Genomic DNA, 16818 nt, shown 5'->3' with positions numbered 1-16818 from the left:
CATTGCTACATTAAGGCTAGTTCTCGACTGCCGCTTCCAAAGCCATTCGAAAGTCACCCATACGAATGTCCGAGTTATAGAACGGAAGCCCAATTATCCGATACTCCGTATTGTCCACATAATTTGTGTGAGGGACCGCGTTCTCCCTGAGCGCGAGGAGGAACTCTTCCTTCCACTTGTCGGTTTCGAGTAGGTGCGTTCCCTTCGGTTCCACGTAGATCTGTTCCTGCTTATAGGGCTGCCCCCCTTCTCGCAGGAAGAGTAGGTAGTCAGGCTCGAATCTCTCTCCGGTTGCGAACGAGTAGATGGCCAACGGCGCCAGCCGTTCGTTGCGCACGAGGAAGACCTCGTCATACTGCTTCTTGAGGTCGTCGACGACGGTCGAGAAGTACTTGACGAAGGACTTCTCTTCGCTGGTGCCGTAGTTGTCGTTGTAGACGTACCAGTCTGCGTTTTCGAGGTCGATGCGGCGGCTGGACTCGGGATCGTTGGTTTGGCTGGTGCCGATCCCGCCTTCGACCGGGTTCGCGATCTGTAGGCGCTTGTTCCGGAGCACCTCATTCAACCGTGTGGCTTCGAACTGGTGCGTACCTCTGTAGGTGGCCTTGATGCCTGCCAGGTAGCTGGCGACGGCTCGGAACACCTTGTCCAAGCCTGCCCGCAGGTCGGCCGCAGTGAGGTCTTCGGTGTCGCTTTCGAAGGTGATCTCAGTTTCACCAAGATAGTCGCTACATGTAACGAACCTGCGGGTCGATTCCAGGTGAGGGAAATAGTGCTTGAGCGCCTCGAAGCGCAGTGCGTCGTAACACGCCAACGATCCCAAGACCACATTCAACGGCATCTCGTTGATCTTTCGGCGGATCGTATGAACCTTCGGACTCTTGGACGCTTCTGTTTGCCCAGTGTCTGTTTCAAAGAGGCTCACGAGCCGTGAGGGCGCGTGGCGGACATCAAGCTGGTAGATCGCCGACTTCACCCGGTTATCCAGCTGAGTGACCTCGTGGCGGGAGATTTCCTCGCGGCGGTTACTGAACACCATCGCTTTGTGGTAGAAGTCCGTCTGTTTGAACGACGGTTTGAGTTCGTAGGTGACTTCGGTGACTTCATCGGGCAGCAAGCCGGTTTCGCGCAGTGCGAGGCGCAGCTCGGTGATGTACTTCGAGTCCTGCTTGGAGTGGTAGAGCAGGGTTTCAAGGAGCCGACTCGGGCTGTCAAGGTCGTGATCGTACTTGCGGACGAACATGTCTTCTTGATCGCGGTCCACGGACTCGTTGTCGAGCAAGAACGGGAAGTAGCGGGCTCCGCGCCCAATCAGCTGCGCTTCCTTGATCGTGTACGCACCGGGCTTGCCTGCTTTGCCTCCCTGACGTGTTTCGTAGAGGCGGACGATGTCGTAGAGGTTGAGGACGTCCCAGCCTTCGTTGAGCATGTCCACCGTGAAGATAATCCGATACGGGTTGGAGTGATCTTCGAGCGAGTTCACCGCCAGCTGCTTGTCAGTCGAGTTGTCGGTCGAGCCGTTCATGATGATGGCGTTCTCTTCGGCGAACCCCTGCTGGATGCTCGATCGCAGGGAGCGCAGGCTCGGGTCCTTCTCCTGGAAGTAGCCGATTGCTTGTTTCATCAGACCGTCGGTGGCCATGTCCAAGATTTCGTTCTCAGTGAGCCGGTGGAGTCGCTGGAAGAACTCGTCGTAAAACGCTTCCGAATCGTCGATCCGCTGCGACTTCAACAGCACAACGGGCTTCGAGTAGACGCCGCCGTCAGCGAATGATGCGCGGCGATACTCCGACAAGACCAGTGCTTGAAGAGTCCTTCCCCACGGGTCAAGGGCGGACTGGAAGTTTTGGAAGTCCTTCGTGAACCCTGACTCACGGAAGCGTGCCAGCGGGTAGTCGAAGACGATCTTATCTTTGTACTTCTGTAGGATGTTGCGGTCGCGTAGATCGACAGTCGCCGTGAACTCCAGTAGCACATTATCCCGGTTGCCCAGGAAGGCTGAGCTGACCGTGTATTCCCAGGAGCGGTCTTCCTCGTCCTCAGCCTTCGTTGCCCTCTTGGTTCGTGTATTCACGTGGTGTGACTCGTCAGAAATCATCACCACTGGGGCATCCTCGAAGTCATCGCTTGTGAGGGAGTTTTCCTTCGGGGCGAGGAAATCAATGTGCAGCTTTTGTGTCGTCGAGAAGCAGAGGTTGATTGCGTTCGGGTCGGCGGCAGCAAAGTTGCCGACCTCGTTGATGGGAACCCGCATGCCATCGATCTCGATTGACTCGGCGAACAGATACTTACCTGAGGCTGTATCCAGAAAGTTAACTTTGGTCTTCTCAATGATGTTCGTCTGGTTCACGAAGAACAGGAAGTTTCGGTAGCCGAGCGAGTAGTAGTGCAGGATGAGGCTTGCCATCATCACGGTCTTACCTGAACCAGTCGCCATGTGATACAGCAAATGCGTCTGGCGGTTCTTCGAGAAATTCTCATTGCTCAGATATTCGAGCATGTTCGAGAACGCGTGCTCCTGGTATTCACGCAGCTCGATGTGCGGGGCGAGATTCTGCGCAATATGAGCCGGCAGCTCGTGTTGCGTGCCAAAGTCATAAAACAGGTCAAGCTGCTGGAACAGGAACATGTCCTGGTTAGATGGGGTGCTCATCATTCGCCCTTCTGGTAGAAGGACTTCGTGAACGCGATGTCAGCCTCCGACAATCCAAGGTCAGTGTCTTCAACATCTGAAGCGTTAATGTACAGCCGGTTCTTGTCAATCAGGTCAGCAACAGTCCGCTTCTGGTCATCGAGGGACAGCTGTTCAAACTCCGATGAGGAAGTCGCTAACTGCTCAGGTAGGACAGACGGCCGCAACAGTCCGCGTTCGGTTGCCCGATCAAGCACAACCTGAACCTCGTCCGAAGTTGTCGCATCCTGCAGCTCGCGCATCAACTTCTCGCCCTGCTCGGCAAGCTCGACGTAGACGAACGAGCCACCACCCTCCCATTCCTGAGTCTTCGAGACACCGCCTTGCTCCCCAGCAATGACTTTCTGCAAACGCGGAACCGTCACAGACGAGACATAATCCATCTGCTCGACACCGATATAGCGACGCCCCATCTTATGAGCCACCGCAGCAGTAGTCCCAGAACCAAGGAAAAAGTCGAGAACCAGATCTCCACTTTGGGTGGCGAATTCTAGAACCAGCTCAAGCAGGGCTTCGTTTTTTGGGTTACTAAACTGCAGATCCAGCTTGTTCTTCAACTCCGAGCTAGCACTTGAAGTCAGCAAACCTTCATCCCACCAGGTTGTAATAGTTTGCCGCTGCCCCTCTGCCTTTGACTTGTAGTACTTCTGCTGAAGCGATTTACCTTGTTTGACGATCAGCCCATTGTCGTACATTTCTTGCATCGTTTCCTTGGAGAACCTCCAGTAGCCCTCCACCCCTAGGAATTCGTAGTAGGGGTTACCTTTTCGCGCACCTCCGGGGCCATCAACTGGCACGAGCTTGTAATAACCACGGTCGTCCTTCAGGGTGAAGGTGGAAGTATCTTTCGCTACTCCATACTTCTCTCGCTGGGTATAGATTCGCCGTTCGTTCCGCGCGAACATTAGCAGATGATTGTGGCTCACTGAAATAACTTTGTCGTTGGAGACGGAAGATCGCGCCTTATGGGAAATATCAGCCACAAAGTTTTCCCGACCAAAAACCTCATCCATGAGAACTTTGCAATAGTGCGCTTCCTTGTCATCAAGACTAAGGAAAATTACGCCATCGTCAGCTAGCAGTCGCCGAGCAAGCGACAAGCGATTCTTTATAAATGCGAGCCATGTTGAATGATTGAACTGGTCGTTGTAGTTAAACCCATCGCTTCCAGTGTTGTATGGGGGGTCAATATAAATACATTTGATCTGGCCTTCGTATCGTTCCAGCAGTGAGCTCAGGGCGAGCAGGTTGTTGCCTTTGATGAGAAGATTGTCGTGCTCGTCGAACTCCGTGACGCGTTCTTCTCCTTCTGCGGTGTACCTGATGGCGTTGCTGAAGACCTTGGGCGCTAGGAGTCTGCCTACTTCGTCGGGTGCAAGCGTCTCGTTGTAGAAGACTTCGTCGCGCTTTTCGTCTTCTTTGTCTTGACCGCCTTCGAGTACGCAATCCTTGTATGGCCAGACAAGGGAGACTTCGTTTGACGAAGTGAGGAGGTCGTGGTCGTTGGCGGAGAGTCCTATCTTGTTGCGGTAGCTCGTGTAGCTGTCGGGCAGGAACTCTTTGGAGTTGACGACCCACATGAACTTCTCCTGGTCGAAGACCGTGATGCCATCGACGTCTTTGAAGAAATAGGATCTTAGGGAGGTTGACGCTAGCAACGCACGGAGGAGGTCGGAGTCTAGACGAGTTATAGCATCTTGAATGCGGGGCTTAAGTAACTGGCCATCTTGCGAGACGAAACGTTCATCATTATGGAGCACAGCCTCCAGCTCTTGCAGGAACGTCATCATTCACCCTTTCCTCTCACTTGGCCGGAACGACGGTAGCTCCCATGACCAAATGCATTTGAATCGTGGCCCATAATCGGCTTTAGATCGTAGGGCTTCATTTCTTACCCCCAGACGTAAGTCCCGTCCTGAACTCCACCACGTCGCCATCGCGCATGACGTACTCCTTGCCCTCCATGCGCACCTTGCCCCGCGCCTTCGCCTCTGCCATCGAGCCGGCATCCAGCAGCTGGTCAAAGGAGACGATCTCGGCCTTGATGAAGCCGCGCTCGAAGTCGCTATGGATGACGCCGGCGGCCTGCGGTGCGGTCGCGCCCTTGGGGATGGTCCAGGCGCGCGCCTCCTTGGGGCCGGCGGTGAGATAGGTCTGCAGGCCGAGCGTGTCGAAGCCGACTCGGGCCAGCTGGTCCAGACCTGACTCCTCCTGCCCGGTGGACTCGAGCATCTCCGCGGCCTCCTCGGCGTCGAGTTCGATGAGCTCGGCCTCGAACTTGGCGTCCAGGAAGATCGCCTCGGCGGGGGCGACCAGTGCTCGCATCCGCTCCTGCATCGCGGTGTCGGCGAGGCCGTCCTCGTCGGTGTTGAAGACGTAGATGAAGGGCTTGGCGGTCATCAGCTGCAGCTCGCGCAGTTCGGCGACGTCGATCCCCGCGGCCTCGGCCCCTTGGTACAGGGTCTTTCCGGTCTCGAGCAGTGCCTTCGCCGTGGTGACGTTCTCCAGCACGGAGGGCTCGAGCAGTCCGCGCTTGGTCTCCTTCTCCAGGCGCTGCATCGAGTTCTCGATGGTCTGGAGATCGGCGAGGATCAGCTCGGTGGTGATGGTCTCCATGTCCCCGGCCGCGTCGACCGATCCGTCCACACGGGTCACGTCGGGGTCGGAGAAGGCACGGGTGACCTGGCAGATGGCCTCGGCCTCGCGGATGTTGGCGAGGAACTTGTTGCCCAGTCCCTCTCCCTCGCTGGCGCCCTTGACGATGCCGGCGATGTCCACGAAGGAGACGGTCGCCGGGACCAGCTTCTCGCTGTCGAAGATGCCCGAGAGCTGACCGAGCCGAGGGTCGGGCAGCGGCACCACGCCGACGTTGGGGTCGATGGTCGCGAACGGGTAGTTCGCGGCGAGGACCTCGGCGCGGGTGAGGGCGTTGAACAGGGTGGACTTGCCGACGTTGGGCAGCCCGACGATTCCGATAGTAAGAGCCACGGGAGGAGATTCTACGGGGCCGTTCCGGGGCGCCGGGGATCCAGAGGGTGAGCCGCTGGTCTCAGATCTCCGCGGTACCGCTGAGAGGAATCAGTACGCGACGGTGAAGCGACGACGACGATGCGCGGGCTCCTCGACCTCGTCGATGATCGCGAGGGCGAGATCCTGGCCGGAGATGTAGGACTTCCCCTCGTCATCGGTCAGTAGCACGTCCCCGCCGAGGCGGTAGGTGCCGGTCGCCTCGCCGGGGGCGAAGTCACCGAAGCCGCCGGCGGGGCTGACGAAGAACCACTCCAGGCCCTCGTCCGAGGACCGCAGGTCCTCCAGCACGGCATCGAGGATCCGCGGCTCCTGGGCGAACTCCGACGGGAAATCCGGGGTGTCGACGAGCTTCGGTCCACCCTCGGCGACCAGCAGCGAGCCGGCGCCGCCGATCACGCCGAGGCGCACGCCCTCCGACCGGGCGAGGCGGGCCAGGGTCGACTCGATGCCGCGGAAGAGGTCGGGATCTGCCATGTCACCGCGCGGAGAGAGGGCGGAGACGGCGACGTCGGCCCCCTCCAGCAGGGCCGCCAGGGCGGTCTCGTCACGGACGTCGGCGGTGCGGTAGGAAGCACCTTCGACAGGCTCCGCGGGAGCGGTACGGCTGACGGCGAGGACGTCGTGGCCTCGCGTCACGGCCGTCGCGACGAGGTGGCCGCCGGCGTATCCGGTGCCCCCGAGAACCACGATGCGTGCCATGCCCGCTCCCTTCCCGCGCCCCCTGGCGCCGTCGGCCGATGCTCGATCTGCCGACCCGATGAACTGCTTGAACATTGAATAATGTATGACCCGCGGGACTGTGGCGTCAAGGTCCACGCCGGGCGGGCGTGGTGCCGCTCGCGTGTCACACCCCCGTGGTGTCCTGAAGCCATGAGCGGTACACCGATGCTTCTGCTGGGACTCGTGCTGGGGGCGGCCCTCGGCGCCGTGGTGACCTGGCTGCTCACCCGTGAACAGGCCCGCTCTCTCGAGCAGGGTCATCGTGCCGACTCCGTCGCCGCCGACCGGCTGTTGCGCCTGGCCGACGAACGGCACGAGCGGGACGTGTCGCGCCGGGACGCTGCCGAGGAGGAGCGCGCGGCGGAGCTGCAGCGCACGCTCGCGCCCATCACCGCGACCCTCTCCCACCTCGAGCGATCCCTGGCCCGCTCCGAGGCTGCCCGCGGGGAGGCCGAGGGGGCGCTGCGCTCCCATCTCACCCAACTGTCCCAGCGTGCCCAGTCCCTGGAGGCCGGCACCAGTGCGCTCACCGCTGCGCTGCGCGCGCCCACGGCCCGGGGGCGCTGGGGCGAGGTGCAGCTGCGCCGGATCGTCGAGGCCGCGGGCATGCTCGAGCACGTCGACTTCACCGAGCAGCTGCCCGGCACCCGGGCCGACGGGAACGCCGGCCAGCGCCCGGATCTCGTCGTGCACCTGGCCGGGGACCGGCACGTGGTCATCGACGCGAAAGCCCCGATGGATGCCTACCTCGACGCCACGGAGGAGACCGACGCGGCGCGCGCCGCGACCCGACGGACCGCGCATGCGAAGGCACTGCGCCACCACGTCGGCGTCGTCTCCTCGAAGGCGTACTGGAAGTCGCTCGGGGACACCCCCGAGTTCACCGTGCTGTTCGTGCCCAGTGACGGCGTGCTGGCCGCCGCGCTGGAGACGGACCCGGCGCTGCTGGAGGACGCCTTCGGCAAGGACGTCGTGATCGCCTCCCCCGCGACCCTGGTCGCGCTGCTGCGCACCGTCGCCCACACCTGGCGCACCGATGCTCTGAACCGTGACGCCCGGGCAGTCCTCGATGCGGGCCGCGAGCTGCACCACCGCCTGGGCACCTTCACCTCTCACCTGGGCAAGGTGGGGCGTTCCCTGGACTCCTCCGTCGCCGCCTTCAACGAGGCGGTCGGCTCCCTGCAGTCGCGGGTGATGGTGACCGCACGGCGCTTCGAGGACCTCGGCCTGGCGGGTACGCCCGTCGACGAGGTCGACCAGCTCACCCGGCGTTCCCGCACCCTGGAGGAGACGGAGATCGCCGATCTCGCCGGGTCGACGGAGAACCGGGGACGACACACGGGGTTCGAGGACCGCGCAGTCTGACAACACGACGACGTTCCCGCGGGAACGCTCCGGGCACGGATGCCACCGATCGGTCAGTTCGGCGGTCCGAACAATTCGGCGGCTCCGCGAGCGGGGCCGGCGGCGCGAGATCGAACAGCCGGAGCCGACAGGGCTTCGCCGGCCCGGAGCCCCTGCCGCGGGTCGAGATCACCGCAGCCGGCGCACCAGCTCCACGGCCCCGATCGTGAGGGCGCCGAGCGCGATGCCGCCGCCCGCTCCTCCGATCGCCACCCAGGCGACGGCCGGCAGGTGGAATCCGGCGGTATCCGCCTCGCTCGGCGGATCCTCCAGCTCGGGCACCGTCGCTCCACCGCCGTCCGACGGCGAGGCCGCACCTGGGTCCTCCGCCGTACGGTCCTCGGCCGAGGCGGCCCCCTGACCGGTCAGCTCCGGCCCCTTCCCGACCTCGCCGGACGCTTCGAGATCGATCACATAGGGCACCTCGAACAGCCGGTCGGCCGAGTAGCTGGAGGGCACCACGGCGAGCTGCAGATAGTAATCACCGGCCAGGAACGACGTTCTCGCCGCCGTCCCGCCTTCGTCCCGGTTGCGGAACTGGACGGGGGTGGCCTGGTTCAGCTGCATGGTCGCGCCGGGCGTCGCGGGCTCGGAGAACCCCGACGGGTCGGGATCGGTCAGCGGTGGGAGGGTCGAGTAGACCCCGTCCCGCAGCGGGGAGAGGAGCGTGGCCTGCAGCGTCAGCTCCATCCCCTCCGGGGTCTCGAAGTCCCCCAGTGTCAGGGCGCTGCGCACCTGCTGGCCGTATTGGACGGGGACGCGGAAGAACTGCACCTCACCAGGAATGATCGTGCCCCGCATCGGTCCGTCGGTCGCCGGGAGCGCGGAGGCGAAGGAGAACGCCGGCTGGATCTGCGCGCCATCGGTCGGAGCCGGCAGCGGATCCAGCGGGCTCACATGTTGCATGGCCGGCGGCATTCCGTCGAGGTCCACCGCCTCCTCGGCGAAGAACTGCACCTCGACCGGCACCGCCTCCTCCTGCGAGGGGCTTCCGGTGCGCTCGACCTCGAGGATCACCGCGCCGTCGGAGTCCTCCCCGAAGCAGGAGAGGTTCTCCGTCGCCCCCATGCGCGGGGTCGCGATCGTCGCCGTGATCGGCCCCTTGCCCAGATCGGCCTCGGCGCGGGCGTTGACCTCACCGATGCGGCAGTCCACGCCGTCAGGGCTCATCGTGCGCAGCTGGAGCTGGGCGAGCTTGTTGTCGGCGCCCTCACCGCCGGGCAGGATCATCGTCGCCGACAGGTGCGCGACCTCCCCGGGTGCGATCTGCAGCCGGTAGTAGCGCGAGAAGCCCTCGCCGTCGTCGATGCCGGCGCTGCCGTGCTCCAGCACGTCCAGGTAGGAGCCCGGGGTGAGGTCCACGGCCTCTTCGGGCGTCGTGCCGCCGGTGATGGGGCTTCCCTGCGAGGCGTACCCCTGGATCGCGCGGGTCATCTTCACCAGCAGCTCATCGCGCAGGGTCTCCGCGTCGGTGGCGTCGGCGAAAGTGCCGCCCGTGGCCTCGGCGATGCAGGCCAGCTGGTCGCGGGCATCTTGTTCGGCCTTGAAGCCGATGGTGTGGATGCGCAGCTCGGGATGCGCCGCGGCCAGATCGGCGGCGACCTCGCACGGAGGCGGACCGCCGCACTCGTCGATCCCGTCGGAGACCAGGACGATGGAGCGCATCTCGGCCTCGGGGAGAGCGCCGGCGGCTTTCTGCAAGGACAGCCCGATCGGGGTGTATCCCGAGGGCTTCACCCCGCTGATCGCCTCGAGCAGCCCGTCACGGTCCAGCCCGTCGGGCTCCACCAGCGTCTTCACGTCCTGGCAGGCGGCCTCCTGATCCGCGGCCGTCGCCGGATCCGAGTTGCCGTAGGTCATCAGTCCCACGTTCGCGTCCTCGGGCAGCATCGGCACGAGGGTGGTGAGCGCCTCCTTGGCGACCTCCATCCGGCTGCGCCCGCCCACATCCTCGGCGGACATCGACCCGGAGCCGTCCATGACCAGCATCGACGGAGCAGTACGACCGGTGTTGAACCCTTCGGCGTGCGCCCGCGGCAGCCCTAGGGGCGCGAGGGCGATGAGGGACGCCAGCATGATCACGAGGAAGGCGACGACCGGTGGACGGGTCAGCGTGTGGGAGCTCACGCGCCCATCATGCCGATATCCCCCGCCCCCCGCAGGCCCACCGCCGACCTCGGGACGGACCCGCCCTCCCCAGGAAGGCTCCGTCCCCAATCCGGGGAGGACGCGCGAGGTGTCCGCCCGTCGTGCCACAGTGGTGCCCATGACCGAGAGCACGTCCGAGCAGGACACCGACGGCGGGACGCCGCGTCCGGCACCGGCTCCGACCGCCGCTGGGACCACGGCGGAGAATCCGTGGCCGCTGCGACAGTTGTCGGTGAAGGTCGGTGAGTACGTCGCCCGCATGTCGCCGCTGTGGGTCGAGGGCGAGATCGTGCAGTTCAATCGGCGCCCCGGCGCAGGGCTGTCCTTCATGACGCTGCGGGACGTGGACGTGGACATGTCCTTCTCGGTGCCGGTGCGTGAGTACGTGCTGCGCGGCCTGTCGATCGAACCGGTCCCGGGCGCGCGCGTGGTGGTCCACGCCAAGCCCACCTTCTGGACCAAGCGGGGCAGTCTGCAGCTCGAGGCCGACGACATCCGTCCGGTCGGACTCGGTGAGCTGCTGGCCCGACTCGAGCAGCTCAAGCGGGTGCTGACCGCGGAGGGTCTGTTCGAGGCCTCCCGCAAGCAGCCGTTGCCGTTCCTGCCGCGAGCGGTGGGGCTGATCTGCGGACGCGAATCGGCGGCCGAGCGTGACGTGGTCGTCAATGCCCGTCGCCGCTGGCCGGCCGTGCAGTTCGAGATCCGCGAGGTCGCGGTGCAGGGGAACAAGGCGGTGCGGGAGGTCTCCGCCGCATTGCGTGAGCTCGACGAGCGCGAGGACGTCGACGTCATCATCGTCTCCCGCGGCGGCGGCTCCCTCGAGGACCTGCTGCCCTTCTCCGACGAGCAGCTGACCCGCCTGGTCGTCGGCGCCCGCACCCCGATCGTCTCCGCGATCGGCCACGAGGTGGACACCCCGCTGATCGATCTCGCGGCCGACGTGCGCGCCTCCACCCCCACCGACGCCGCCAAGCGGGTGGTGCCGGACATCCAGGCCGAGCTGGAACAGCTGGACCTGGGACGCACTCGGCTGCGATCGGCGATCCGCGCCCGTCTGGAGCGCGAGCAGTCCGGGCTGGACGCGTTGCGCTCCCGGCCCGTGCTGGAGGACCCCTCCACCATCCTGGCCGGCCGTGCCGACGAGATCCGTTCCCGGATCGCCCTGGCTCGCACCCTGGTCGGGGCCCGCCTGGATCGGGCGGCCGACGAGGTCGACCATCTCGGCCGCCAGGTGCGCTCCCTCAGCCCGCTGGCCACTCTCGAGCGGGGCTACGCCGTGGTGCAGAGCCCGGACGGGACGATCGTGCGCGCCCCCGAGGCCACCTCCGTGGGCGAGGCGCTCTCGGTCCGGGTGGCCGGCGGCCGCTTCGGCGTCGAGCGCACCGAGACGGACCCATACATACCTCCGGCCGCCTGAGGGCTCGACCCATCTCCGTTCCCGCCCCCGACCGTCCGCCCCACCCGAGGAGTCGTCATGACCCAGTCCCCCGCCGAGAGCTCACCCGCCGATGCGGCTGACGCAGCGGATCCTGCCGACGTCGTCGAGGACGCCGCCGCGCAGGCGCCCGAGGTCACCCCGACCGAGGACGTCCAGCTGCCTCCGGACATCGCCGCGCTGTCCTACGAGGCCGCGCGGGACCAGCTGGTCGAGGTGGTGCGCCGCCTGGAGTCGGGGCAGGGCGGGCTCGAGGACTCGATCGGTCTCTGGGAGCGCGGGGAGATGCTCGCCCGTCGCTGCCAGCAGTGGCTCGACGGGGCGCGCGAGCGTCTCGACGAGGCCGTCAGCGCGCGCCGACAGGGAGAGTGACCGCGCGGGTCACTCCCGCATGTCTCACTCCCGCACGCCGGCGAGTGCCCGCTCCATCAGGGCCTGGAGCTCCTCGCGGTCCGTCGCACCGTGCACGAGCAGGCCGAATTCCTCGCCCTGGCAGGAGATGCCGCGCTTCGTCGCCCCGCTCTCGCCGCCGCTGAGCACCTGGCAGTCGGCGCCGTCGATGCTGAGCTCCTCCTCGAGCGTCGCCCCCGGGAGCACGGAGGACAGCAACGGCGCGCTGACCTCGCTTTCCTCGGTGAGGGTCACCAGATGTTCGCTCGGGGAGGTGTACTCGACCGTCCACTGCGCAGACTCCCCCGTCGTGAAGCGCGCCGAGCGCTCCGTCCACCCCTCCCCCGGCTCCGGCGCAGCGACCGGGAAGTCCGCGACGTCCTGGGCGCGCTCGGCGCTCGCGGCCACGTCCAGCTCCGAGTTCGCCAGCGGCTCCCGCCCTGCGTCGCTGCCCACCCCGAAGAACGCGATGCCGACCACGACCACCACCGCCATGGTCAGCGCGAGCGCCCAGACCATGTTGCGCAGCACCGTGTTCTTTTTCGACGGCAGCTCATAGGCGGATTTCGGCTGCGGACGCGGTTCCACCGTCGGCTGCGGGGTCTCCGAGGTCGCGGGATCCTCCGCGCTCTCGAGCGCCTCCGGGGTCTGGTCGTGGGGCACGTGCATGCCCCCATTGTCCTCGCCATCGGGCAGTCTCGTTCCCAGGGTGCGTGCCGCGGGCACCGGGCGATACCTGCACGGCCCTGGGCCAGGGAGCACGCGGATCCCCCGCGATCCGCGCCGCCGTGGCCGATGAAGTCCTCGGAGTTCGCCCTGACCGGGGAAACCTGCGATGATCGAGCGGTGACCGCGACATTCCTCATCGCTGGAGAAGCTCTCACCGACATCGTCGTCGACGCGGACGGCGCGCGGCGCGAGCATCCCGGCGGATCCCCCCTGAACGTGGCCGTGGCCCTCAGCCGCCTCGGCCACGCCGCCCACCTGCTCACCCGCATCGGCCGCGACGACCGCGGCGAGGCGATCCGCGCGCACCTGGCCGAGTCCGGCGTCGCGCTCACCCCCGGCAGCTCGGTCGACGCCCCCACCTCGACCGCCCAGGCCACGCTGGACCCGACCGGCGCCGCCACGTACACCTTCGACCTGGTGTGGGACCCGGACCCCTCCGGGCTGCCCGAGCAGGTCGATGCCGTGCACACCTCGTCCCTCGCGGCCGTGATGGTCCCCGGGGCGGCCACCGTCGTGGACGTACTGCGGCGCACCCGAGATCGTGCAACGATCAGCTACGACCCCAATGCCCGCCCCACCCTGATGGGCGACCCGGCCGCCGTGCGGGAGCGGGTCGAGGCGAACATCGCCCTCAGCGACGTCGTCAAGGCCTCCGACGAGGACGTGGCCTGGCTGTACGGCACCGACGACGTCGAGGACGTGGTCGCCTCCTGGCTCGCGCACGGGCCGGCGCTGACCGTCATGACCCGCGGCGGCGAGGGTGCGGTCGCCTTCGCCCGCTCCGGCCGGGTCCAGGTCTCCCCCGTGACCGTCAAGGCAGTCGACACCGTCGGCGCCGGGGACACCTTCTCCGCCGGCGTCCTCGATGCCCTCGCGGCCAAGGGCCTGTTGGGCGCGGACCGTCGCGAGCAGCTGGCGGCCATCCCGTCGGACGACCTCGCGACCGTGCTGCGCCGTGCGGCCTCACTCGCTGCCATCACCGTCTCGCGGGCCGGGGCGAATCCCCCGTGGAGCCACGAGCTCACCTGATCCGCTCCGTCGACCGTCCCACCCGCTGCACCCCGCACCCAGCCACCGCAACCCCGAGGGAGGCCTCTCCATGTCCCAGTCCACGCCCGACACCACTCAGGACGGCTACCGCATCGAGCACGACACCATGGGAGAGGTGCGCGTGCCCGCCTCGGCCCTGTACCGCGCCCAGACCCAGCGCGCGGTGGAGAACTTCCCGATCTCCGGACAGGGCCTGGAGCCCGCGCATATCCACGCCCTGGCCCAGGTGAAGAAGGCCGCGGCACGCGCCAACCGCGAGCTGGGCGTCCTCGGGGCGGACATCGCCGGCGCCATCATCGCGGCCGCCGACGAGGTCGTCGCCGGCAAGCACGATGACCAGTTCCCGGTGGACACGTACCAGACCGGCTCCGGCACCAGCTCGAACATGAACATGAACGAGGTGCTCGCGACCCTCGCCTCCGGCGGCGAGCTCGACGTCCACCCCAACGATCACGTGAACTGCTCGCAGTCCTCCAACGACGTGTTCCCCACCTCGGTGCACGTCGCGGTCACCGCGGGCGTCGTCGAGACGCTGCTGCCCGCCCTCGCCCACCTCGCCGAGGCACTGGAGACCAAGGCCGAGGCGTGGAAGGCCGTGGTGAAGTCCGGCCGCACCCACCTCATGGACGCCACCCCGGTCACCCTCGGCCAGGAGTTCGGCGGCTACGCGGCCGCGATCCGCTACGGCATCGAGCGGGTCGAGGCGGCCCTGCCGCGGACCGCCGAGGTCCCTCAGGGCGGCACCGCCGTGGGCACCGGTATCAACACCCCGGCCGGCTTCCCGCAGAAGGTCATCGCGAACCTCGCCGAGCAGACCGGGCTTCCGCTGACCGAGGCGCGCAACCACTTCGAGGCGCAGTCGGCGCGCGACGGTCTCGTCGAGATGTCCGGAGCGCTGCGCACGATCGCCGTCTCCGTCACCAAGATCTGCAACGACCTGCGCTGGATGGGCTCCGGCCCCAACACCGGTCTGGGCGAGATCGCGATCCCGGACCTGCAGCCGGGCTCCTCGATCATGCCGGGCAAGGTCAACCCGGTGATCCCCGAGGCCGTGCTCATGGTGTGCGCGAAGATCGTCGGCAACGACGCCGCCGTCGCCTGGGGCGGCGCGCAGGGCTCCTTCGAGCTCAACGTGCAGATCCCGCTGATGGGCACGAGCCTGCTGGAGTCGATCCGTCTGCTCGCCAACGCGAGCGTGGCGCTGGCCGACAAGACGGTCGACGGTCTGGTCGCGAACGAGGAGAAGGCCCGCTTCTACGCCGAGGCCTCCCCCTCGATCGTGACCCCGCTGAACAGCCTGATCGGCTACGAGAGTGCCGCGAAGATCGCCAAGCACGCGGTGGCCGAGCGCATCTCCGTGCGCGAGGCAGTCCTCGCGCTGGGCTTCGTCGAGCGCGGCGAGCTCACCGAGCAGCAGCTCGATTCCGCCCTCGACGTGCTCTCGATGACGGCTCCGAAGGCTTGATCTCGGCCACGGCCCGACCTCGGCCTGGCCCCGCGGCACGCCCTGAGATGCCCAGCTCCAGATCGACCCCAGCGACGGGGCGTCCCATCGCCGGTGGGGCACCCCGTCGCCGGGAGGAGCCCCGTCGCCGGACTATGAGCCGTCCTACCCGGCACCGGCCCCGGCGGTGTCGCGGGAAGGCCTCTGGTGAGGGGAGCTGTCGATATGGCCAGGTCACCGCACCAACGGCCATCGCACGACGCGGCCCGCCATGAGAGCTACCGCGCACCCGGACACACGGACCCCTCACGACGTGATCCACCACAACGCAGACAGCTTCCGCGACCAGCGGTGGCGGAAAATTCCTTCCGGCCCGCGTCGTGAATGGGATCCTGGGATGGAAACTACTCAGCACTTCGGCATCTACGGCCTGTGGCGGGATCAGGGCAGACTCGTCCTGGTCCGTAAGAGCCGCGGCCCCTACACCGGTCTGCTCGACTTGCCCGGCGGCTCCCCCGAACCCGGCGAAACGACCGCGGAGACGCTCGCCCGTGAGCTCCGCGAGGAGACAGGCGCCCGTCTGTTCAGCAGTTCGATGCCGCGATCCTTCGACATCCATGTCACGGCGGATAGCAAAGGCTGCGCGATCGACCTCCGACACCGGGGCAGGATCGTCGAAGTGCAGGTGGAGGGCGATCTCCGCCACGACATCGACGACGAAGACGTGAATGGGATCGTCCTGGCTGCAGGGCGCACAATCGATCAGCTCTCGCTGCTGGCCGTAGAGGCTCTGCAGCAATTCCCTTCCTATGCACCTCTGACGTTGCTCGACGACGGCGCCGCGACCTTCGATGCACAGGCTGACGCGGCGTACTTCTCCCTCGTCTCGCACATCGGGCACGGCGAGGCCGTCGAGAACACGGTGATCGAGCGACCCGGAGGCACGATCATCCTCGATGTCGATGCCGACGGCCGTCTCCTGGGTGTCGAGGTCGTCGGAGCGAGGACACTATTGCGCGACTCGACGCTCGAGGGTCTCGAACTGCTCGGCTGACCGCTCCGACGACGGTAGGTTGCCTAGCCGACCAGGTCCCTGTCACACACAGGCCGGTGACGATGCGGGCTGGCGATATCAACAGCTCGTCACGGCATCGGCCCGTGTGTGACATGACCTTCCGCGGCATCCGCTCCCGTGGCGCACCGTCTCACGCGGGCAGCGCACGACGGTGATCACGCCGGCGGAGCATCGTCTGCAGCATCCGCTCAGTCGCCTTCCACTCCAGAAAGACCTGCTCCCAGGTCAGCCTCGTAACCCGGTACCCGCGGGAAGCCAGCACCAGATCCCGCCGTCGGTCCTCTCGGTACTGGTCCGGATCGTCGTGGAAGCGCCGACTGTCGCACTCGATCACCCAGTTGGTGCCCAGCAGCAGATCGACGCGGATCCCGAGCGCCAGTTGCACCTGGCTGCGGACCCGTACGCACCGCTCTTCCAGCCACCAGCGCACCGCCGTCTCCGTGCCGGACTGTGCGTCGGAGCGGACGCGGGACAGCGGAGACCGGTACCTCTGCGGGAGCTTCCCGAGAAGTTGCTCCAGTCCCGCCCTGCTGAGCCTGCCCTGATTGAGCGCGGACTCGATGAGGATCGCCGCCTTCATGGTAGACATGCAGCGTGCCGCGTGATCGAGGGCCTGGATGATGTCGGGGACCGGATCGGCTCCTCCCCACGCCCTCATGCGGGGGCCATGCAGCACCAGGGGCTGCGGCCTGCGCCGGGGT

At 66.2% G+C, this 16818-nt stretch carries 13 protein-coding genes; 6 read left to right on the top strand and 7 right to left on the bottom strand.

The features are described from left to right. Positions 1 to 16: 16 nt before the first annotated feature. The 4 genes from JOF43_RS16165 to JOF43_RS16150 all read right to left on the bottom strand — a co-directional run bounded on the left by JOF43_RS16165 (position 17) and on the right by JOF43_RS16150 (position 6421). Entirely contained in the window at positions 17 to 2629 is a 2613-nt protein-coding gene (locus tag JOF43_RS16165) for a DEAD/DEAH box helicase family protein (protein WP_209903939.1), read from the bottom strand. Positions 2630 to 2652: 23 nt separating this feature from the next. After that, positions 2653 to 4482: a DNA methyltransferase gene (locus tag JOF43_RS16160; protein WP_209903938.1), complete on the bottom strand. Its 1830-nt coding sequence runs from the start codon at positions 4480 to 4482 to the stop codon at positions 2653 to 2655. A gap of 94 nt (positions 4483 to 4576) precedes the next feature. Further along, the gene (gene ychF / locus JOF43_RS16155; protein WP_209903936.1) at positions 4577 to 5680 is read right to left on the bottom strand and encodes a redox-regulated ATPase YchF; all 1104 of its coding nucleotides are present in this window, start codon (positions 5678 to 5680) and stop codon (positions 4577 to 4579) included. 90 nt (positions 5681 to 5770) lie between these two features. Beyond that, positions 5771 to 6421 carry an NAD(P)-dependent oxidoreductase gene (locus tag JOF43_RS16150; protein ID WP_209903934.1) on the bottom strand — a complete coding sequence of 217 codons (651 nt, stop codon included), beginning with the start codon at positions 6419 to 6421 and terminating at the stop codon, positions 5771 to 5773. Between the two features lie 171 nt (positions 6422 to 6592). Between JOF43_RS16150 and JOF43_RS16145 the strand changes: the two genes are divergently transcribed. Continuing rightward, positions 6593 to 7807 carry a DNA recombination protein RmuC gene (locus JOF43_RS16145; protein ID WP_245354580.1) on the top strand — a complete coding sequence of 405 codons (1215 nt, stop codon included), beginning with the start codon at positions 6593 to 6595 and terminating at the stop codon, positions 7805 to 7807. Between the two features lie 168 nt (positions 7808 to 7975). On the opposite strand, the gene JOF43_RS16140 is transcribed toward JOF43_RS16145, so the two are convergent. Further along, a complete protein-coding gene (locus JOF43_RS16140; RefSeq protein WP_342592213.1) occupies positions 7976 to 9973 on the bottom strand; it encodes a vWA domain-containing protein in 1998 nt (665 codons plus the stop codon). Between the two features lie 139 nt (positions 9974 to 10112). Here JOF43_RS16140 and xseA point away from each other — a divergent pair, with 139 nt between their 5' ends. After that, positions 10113 to 11411 carry an exodeoxyribonuclease VII large subunit gene (gene xseA / locus JOF43_RS16135; protein WP_209903932.1) on the top strand — a complete coding sequence of 433 codons (1299 nt, stop codon included), beginning with the start codon at positions 10113 to 10115 and terminating at the stop codon, positions 11409 to 11411. A 57-nt stretch (positions 11412 to 11468) separates the two neighbouring features. Continuing rightward, complete coding sequence (locus JOF43_RS23295) at positions 11469 to 11801, top strand: exodeoxyribonuclease VII small subunit (RefSeq protein ID WP_377782224.1); 333 nt, start codon at positions 11469 to 11471, stop codon at positions 11799 to 11801. Positions 11802 to 11825: 24 nt separating this feature from the next. Here JOF43_RS23295 and JOF43_RS16125 read toward each other — a convergent pair whose 3' ends face one another. Next, the gene (locus tag JOF43_RS16125) at positions 11826 to 12488 is read right to left on the bottom strand and encodes a DUF4245 domain-containing protein (RefSeq protein ID WP_209903930.1); all 663 of its coding nucleotides are present in this window, start codon (positions 12486 to 12488) and stop codon (positions 11826 to 11828) included. Positions 12489 to 12665: 177 nt separating this feature from the next. Between JOF43_RS16125 and JOF43_RS16120 the strand changes: the two genes are divergently transcribed. From JOF43_RS16120 to JOF43_RS22725, 3 genes are all read left to right on the top strand, one after another. Further along, positions 12666 to 13577, top strand: a complete 912-nt coding sequence (locus JOF43_RS16120) for a carbohydrate kinase family protein (protein WP_209903928.1) — start codon at positions 12666 to 12668, stop codon at positions 13575 to 13577. A 70-nt stretch (positions 13578 to 13647) separates the two neighbouring features. Beyond that, complete coding sequence (locus JOF43_RS16115) at positions 13648 to 15063, top strand: class II fumarate hydratase (protein ID WP_209903927.1); 1416 nt, start codon at positions 13648 to 13650, stop codon at positions 15061 to 15063. Positions 15064 to 15439: 376 nt separating this feature from the next. Beyond that, a complete protein-coding gene (locus tag JOF43_RS22725; protein ID WP_245354578.1) occupies positions 15440 to 16096 on the top strand; it encodes an NUDIX domain-containing protein in 657 nt (218 codons plus the stop codon). A gap of 151 nt (positions 16097 to 16247) precedes the next feature. On the opposite strand, the gene JOF43_RS22720 is transcribed toward JOF43_RS22725, so the two are convergent. Then, positions 16248 to 16706, bottom strand: a complete 459-nt coding sequence (locus tag JOF43_RS22720) for a hypothetical protein (RefSeq protein WP_245354577.1) — start codon at positions 16704 to 16706, stop codon at positions 16248 to 16250. Positions 16707 to 16818: the final 112 nt, after the last annotated feature.

Origin of the sequence: Brachybacterium sacelli, from assembly GCF_017876545.1 — a bacterium.
Classification (GTDB): domain Bacteria; phylum Actinomycetota; class Actinomycetes; order Actinomycetales; family Dermabacteraceae; genus Brachybacterium; species Brachybacterium sacelli.
The sequence above is the reverse complement of the archived record's forward strand: the minus strand, read 5'-3'. Positions and strand labels throughout refer to the sequence as shown.

What these genes read in the sequence shown, in the direction of transcription:
- JOF43_RS16165 (WP_209903939.1), bottom strand. Translation starts at nt 2,629, where the DNA reads ATGTTCCTGTTCCAGCAGCTTGACCTGTTTTATGACTTTGGCACGCAA.
- JOF43_RS16160 (WP_209903938.1), bottom strand. Translation starts at nt 4,482, where the DNA reads ATGATGACGTTCCTGCAAGAGCTGGAGGCTGTGCTCCATAATGATGAA.
- JOF43_RS16145 (WP_245354580.1), top strand. Translation starts at nt 6,593, where the DNA reads ATGAGCGGTACACCGATGCTTCTGCTGGGACTCGTGCTGGGGGCGGCC.
- JOF43_RS22720 (WP_245354577.1), bottom strand. Translation starts at nt 16,706, where the DNA reads ATGTCTACCATGAAGGCGGCGATCCTCATCGAGTCCGCGCTCAATCAG.
- JOF43_RS16125 (WP_209903930.1), bottom strand. Translation starts at nt 12,488, where the DNA reads ATGCACGTGCCCCACGACCAGACCCCGGAGGCGCTCGAGAGCGCGGAG.
- xseA (WP_209903932.1), top strand. Translation starts at nt 10,113, where the DNA reads ATGACCGAGAGCACGTCCGAGCAGGACACCGACGGCGGGACGCCGCGT.
- JOF43_RS22725 (WP_245354578.1), top strand. Translation starts at nt 15,440, where the DNA reads ATGGAAACTACTCAGCACTTCGGCATCTACGGCCTGTGGCGGGATCAG.
- JOF43_RS16150 (WP_209903934.1), bottom strand. Translation starts at nt 6,421, where the DNA reads ATGGCACGCATCGTGGTTCTCGGGGGCACCGGATACGCCGGCGGCCAC.
- JOF43_RS23295 (WP_377782224.1), top strand. Translation starts at nt 11,469, where the DNA reads ATGACCCAGTCCCCCGCCGAGAGCTCACCCGCCGATGCGGCTGACGCA.
- JOF43_RS16115 (WP_209903927.1), top strand. Translation starts at nt 13,648, where the DNA reads ATGTCCCAGTCCACGCCCGACACCACTCAGGACGGCTACCGCATCGAG.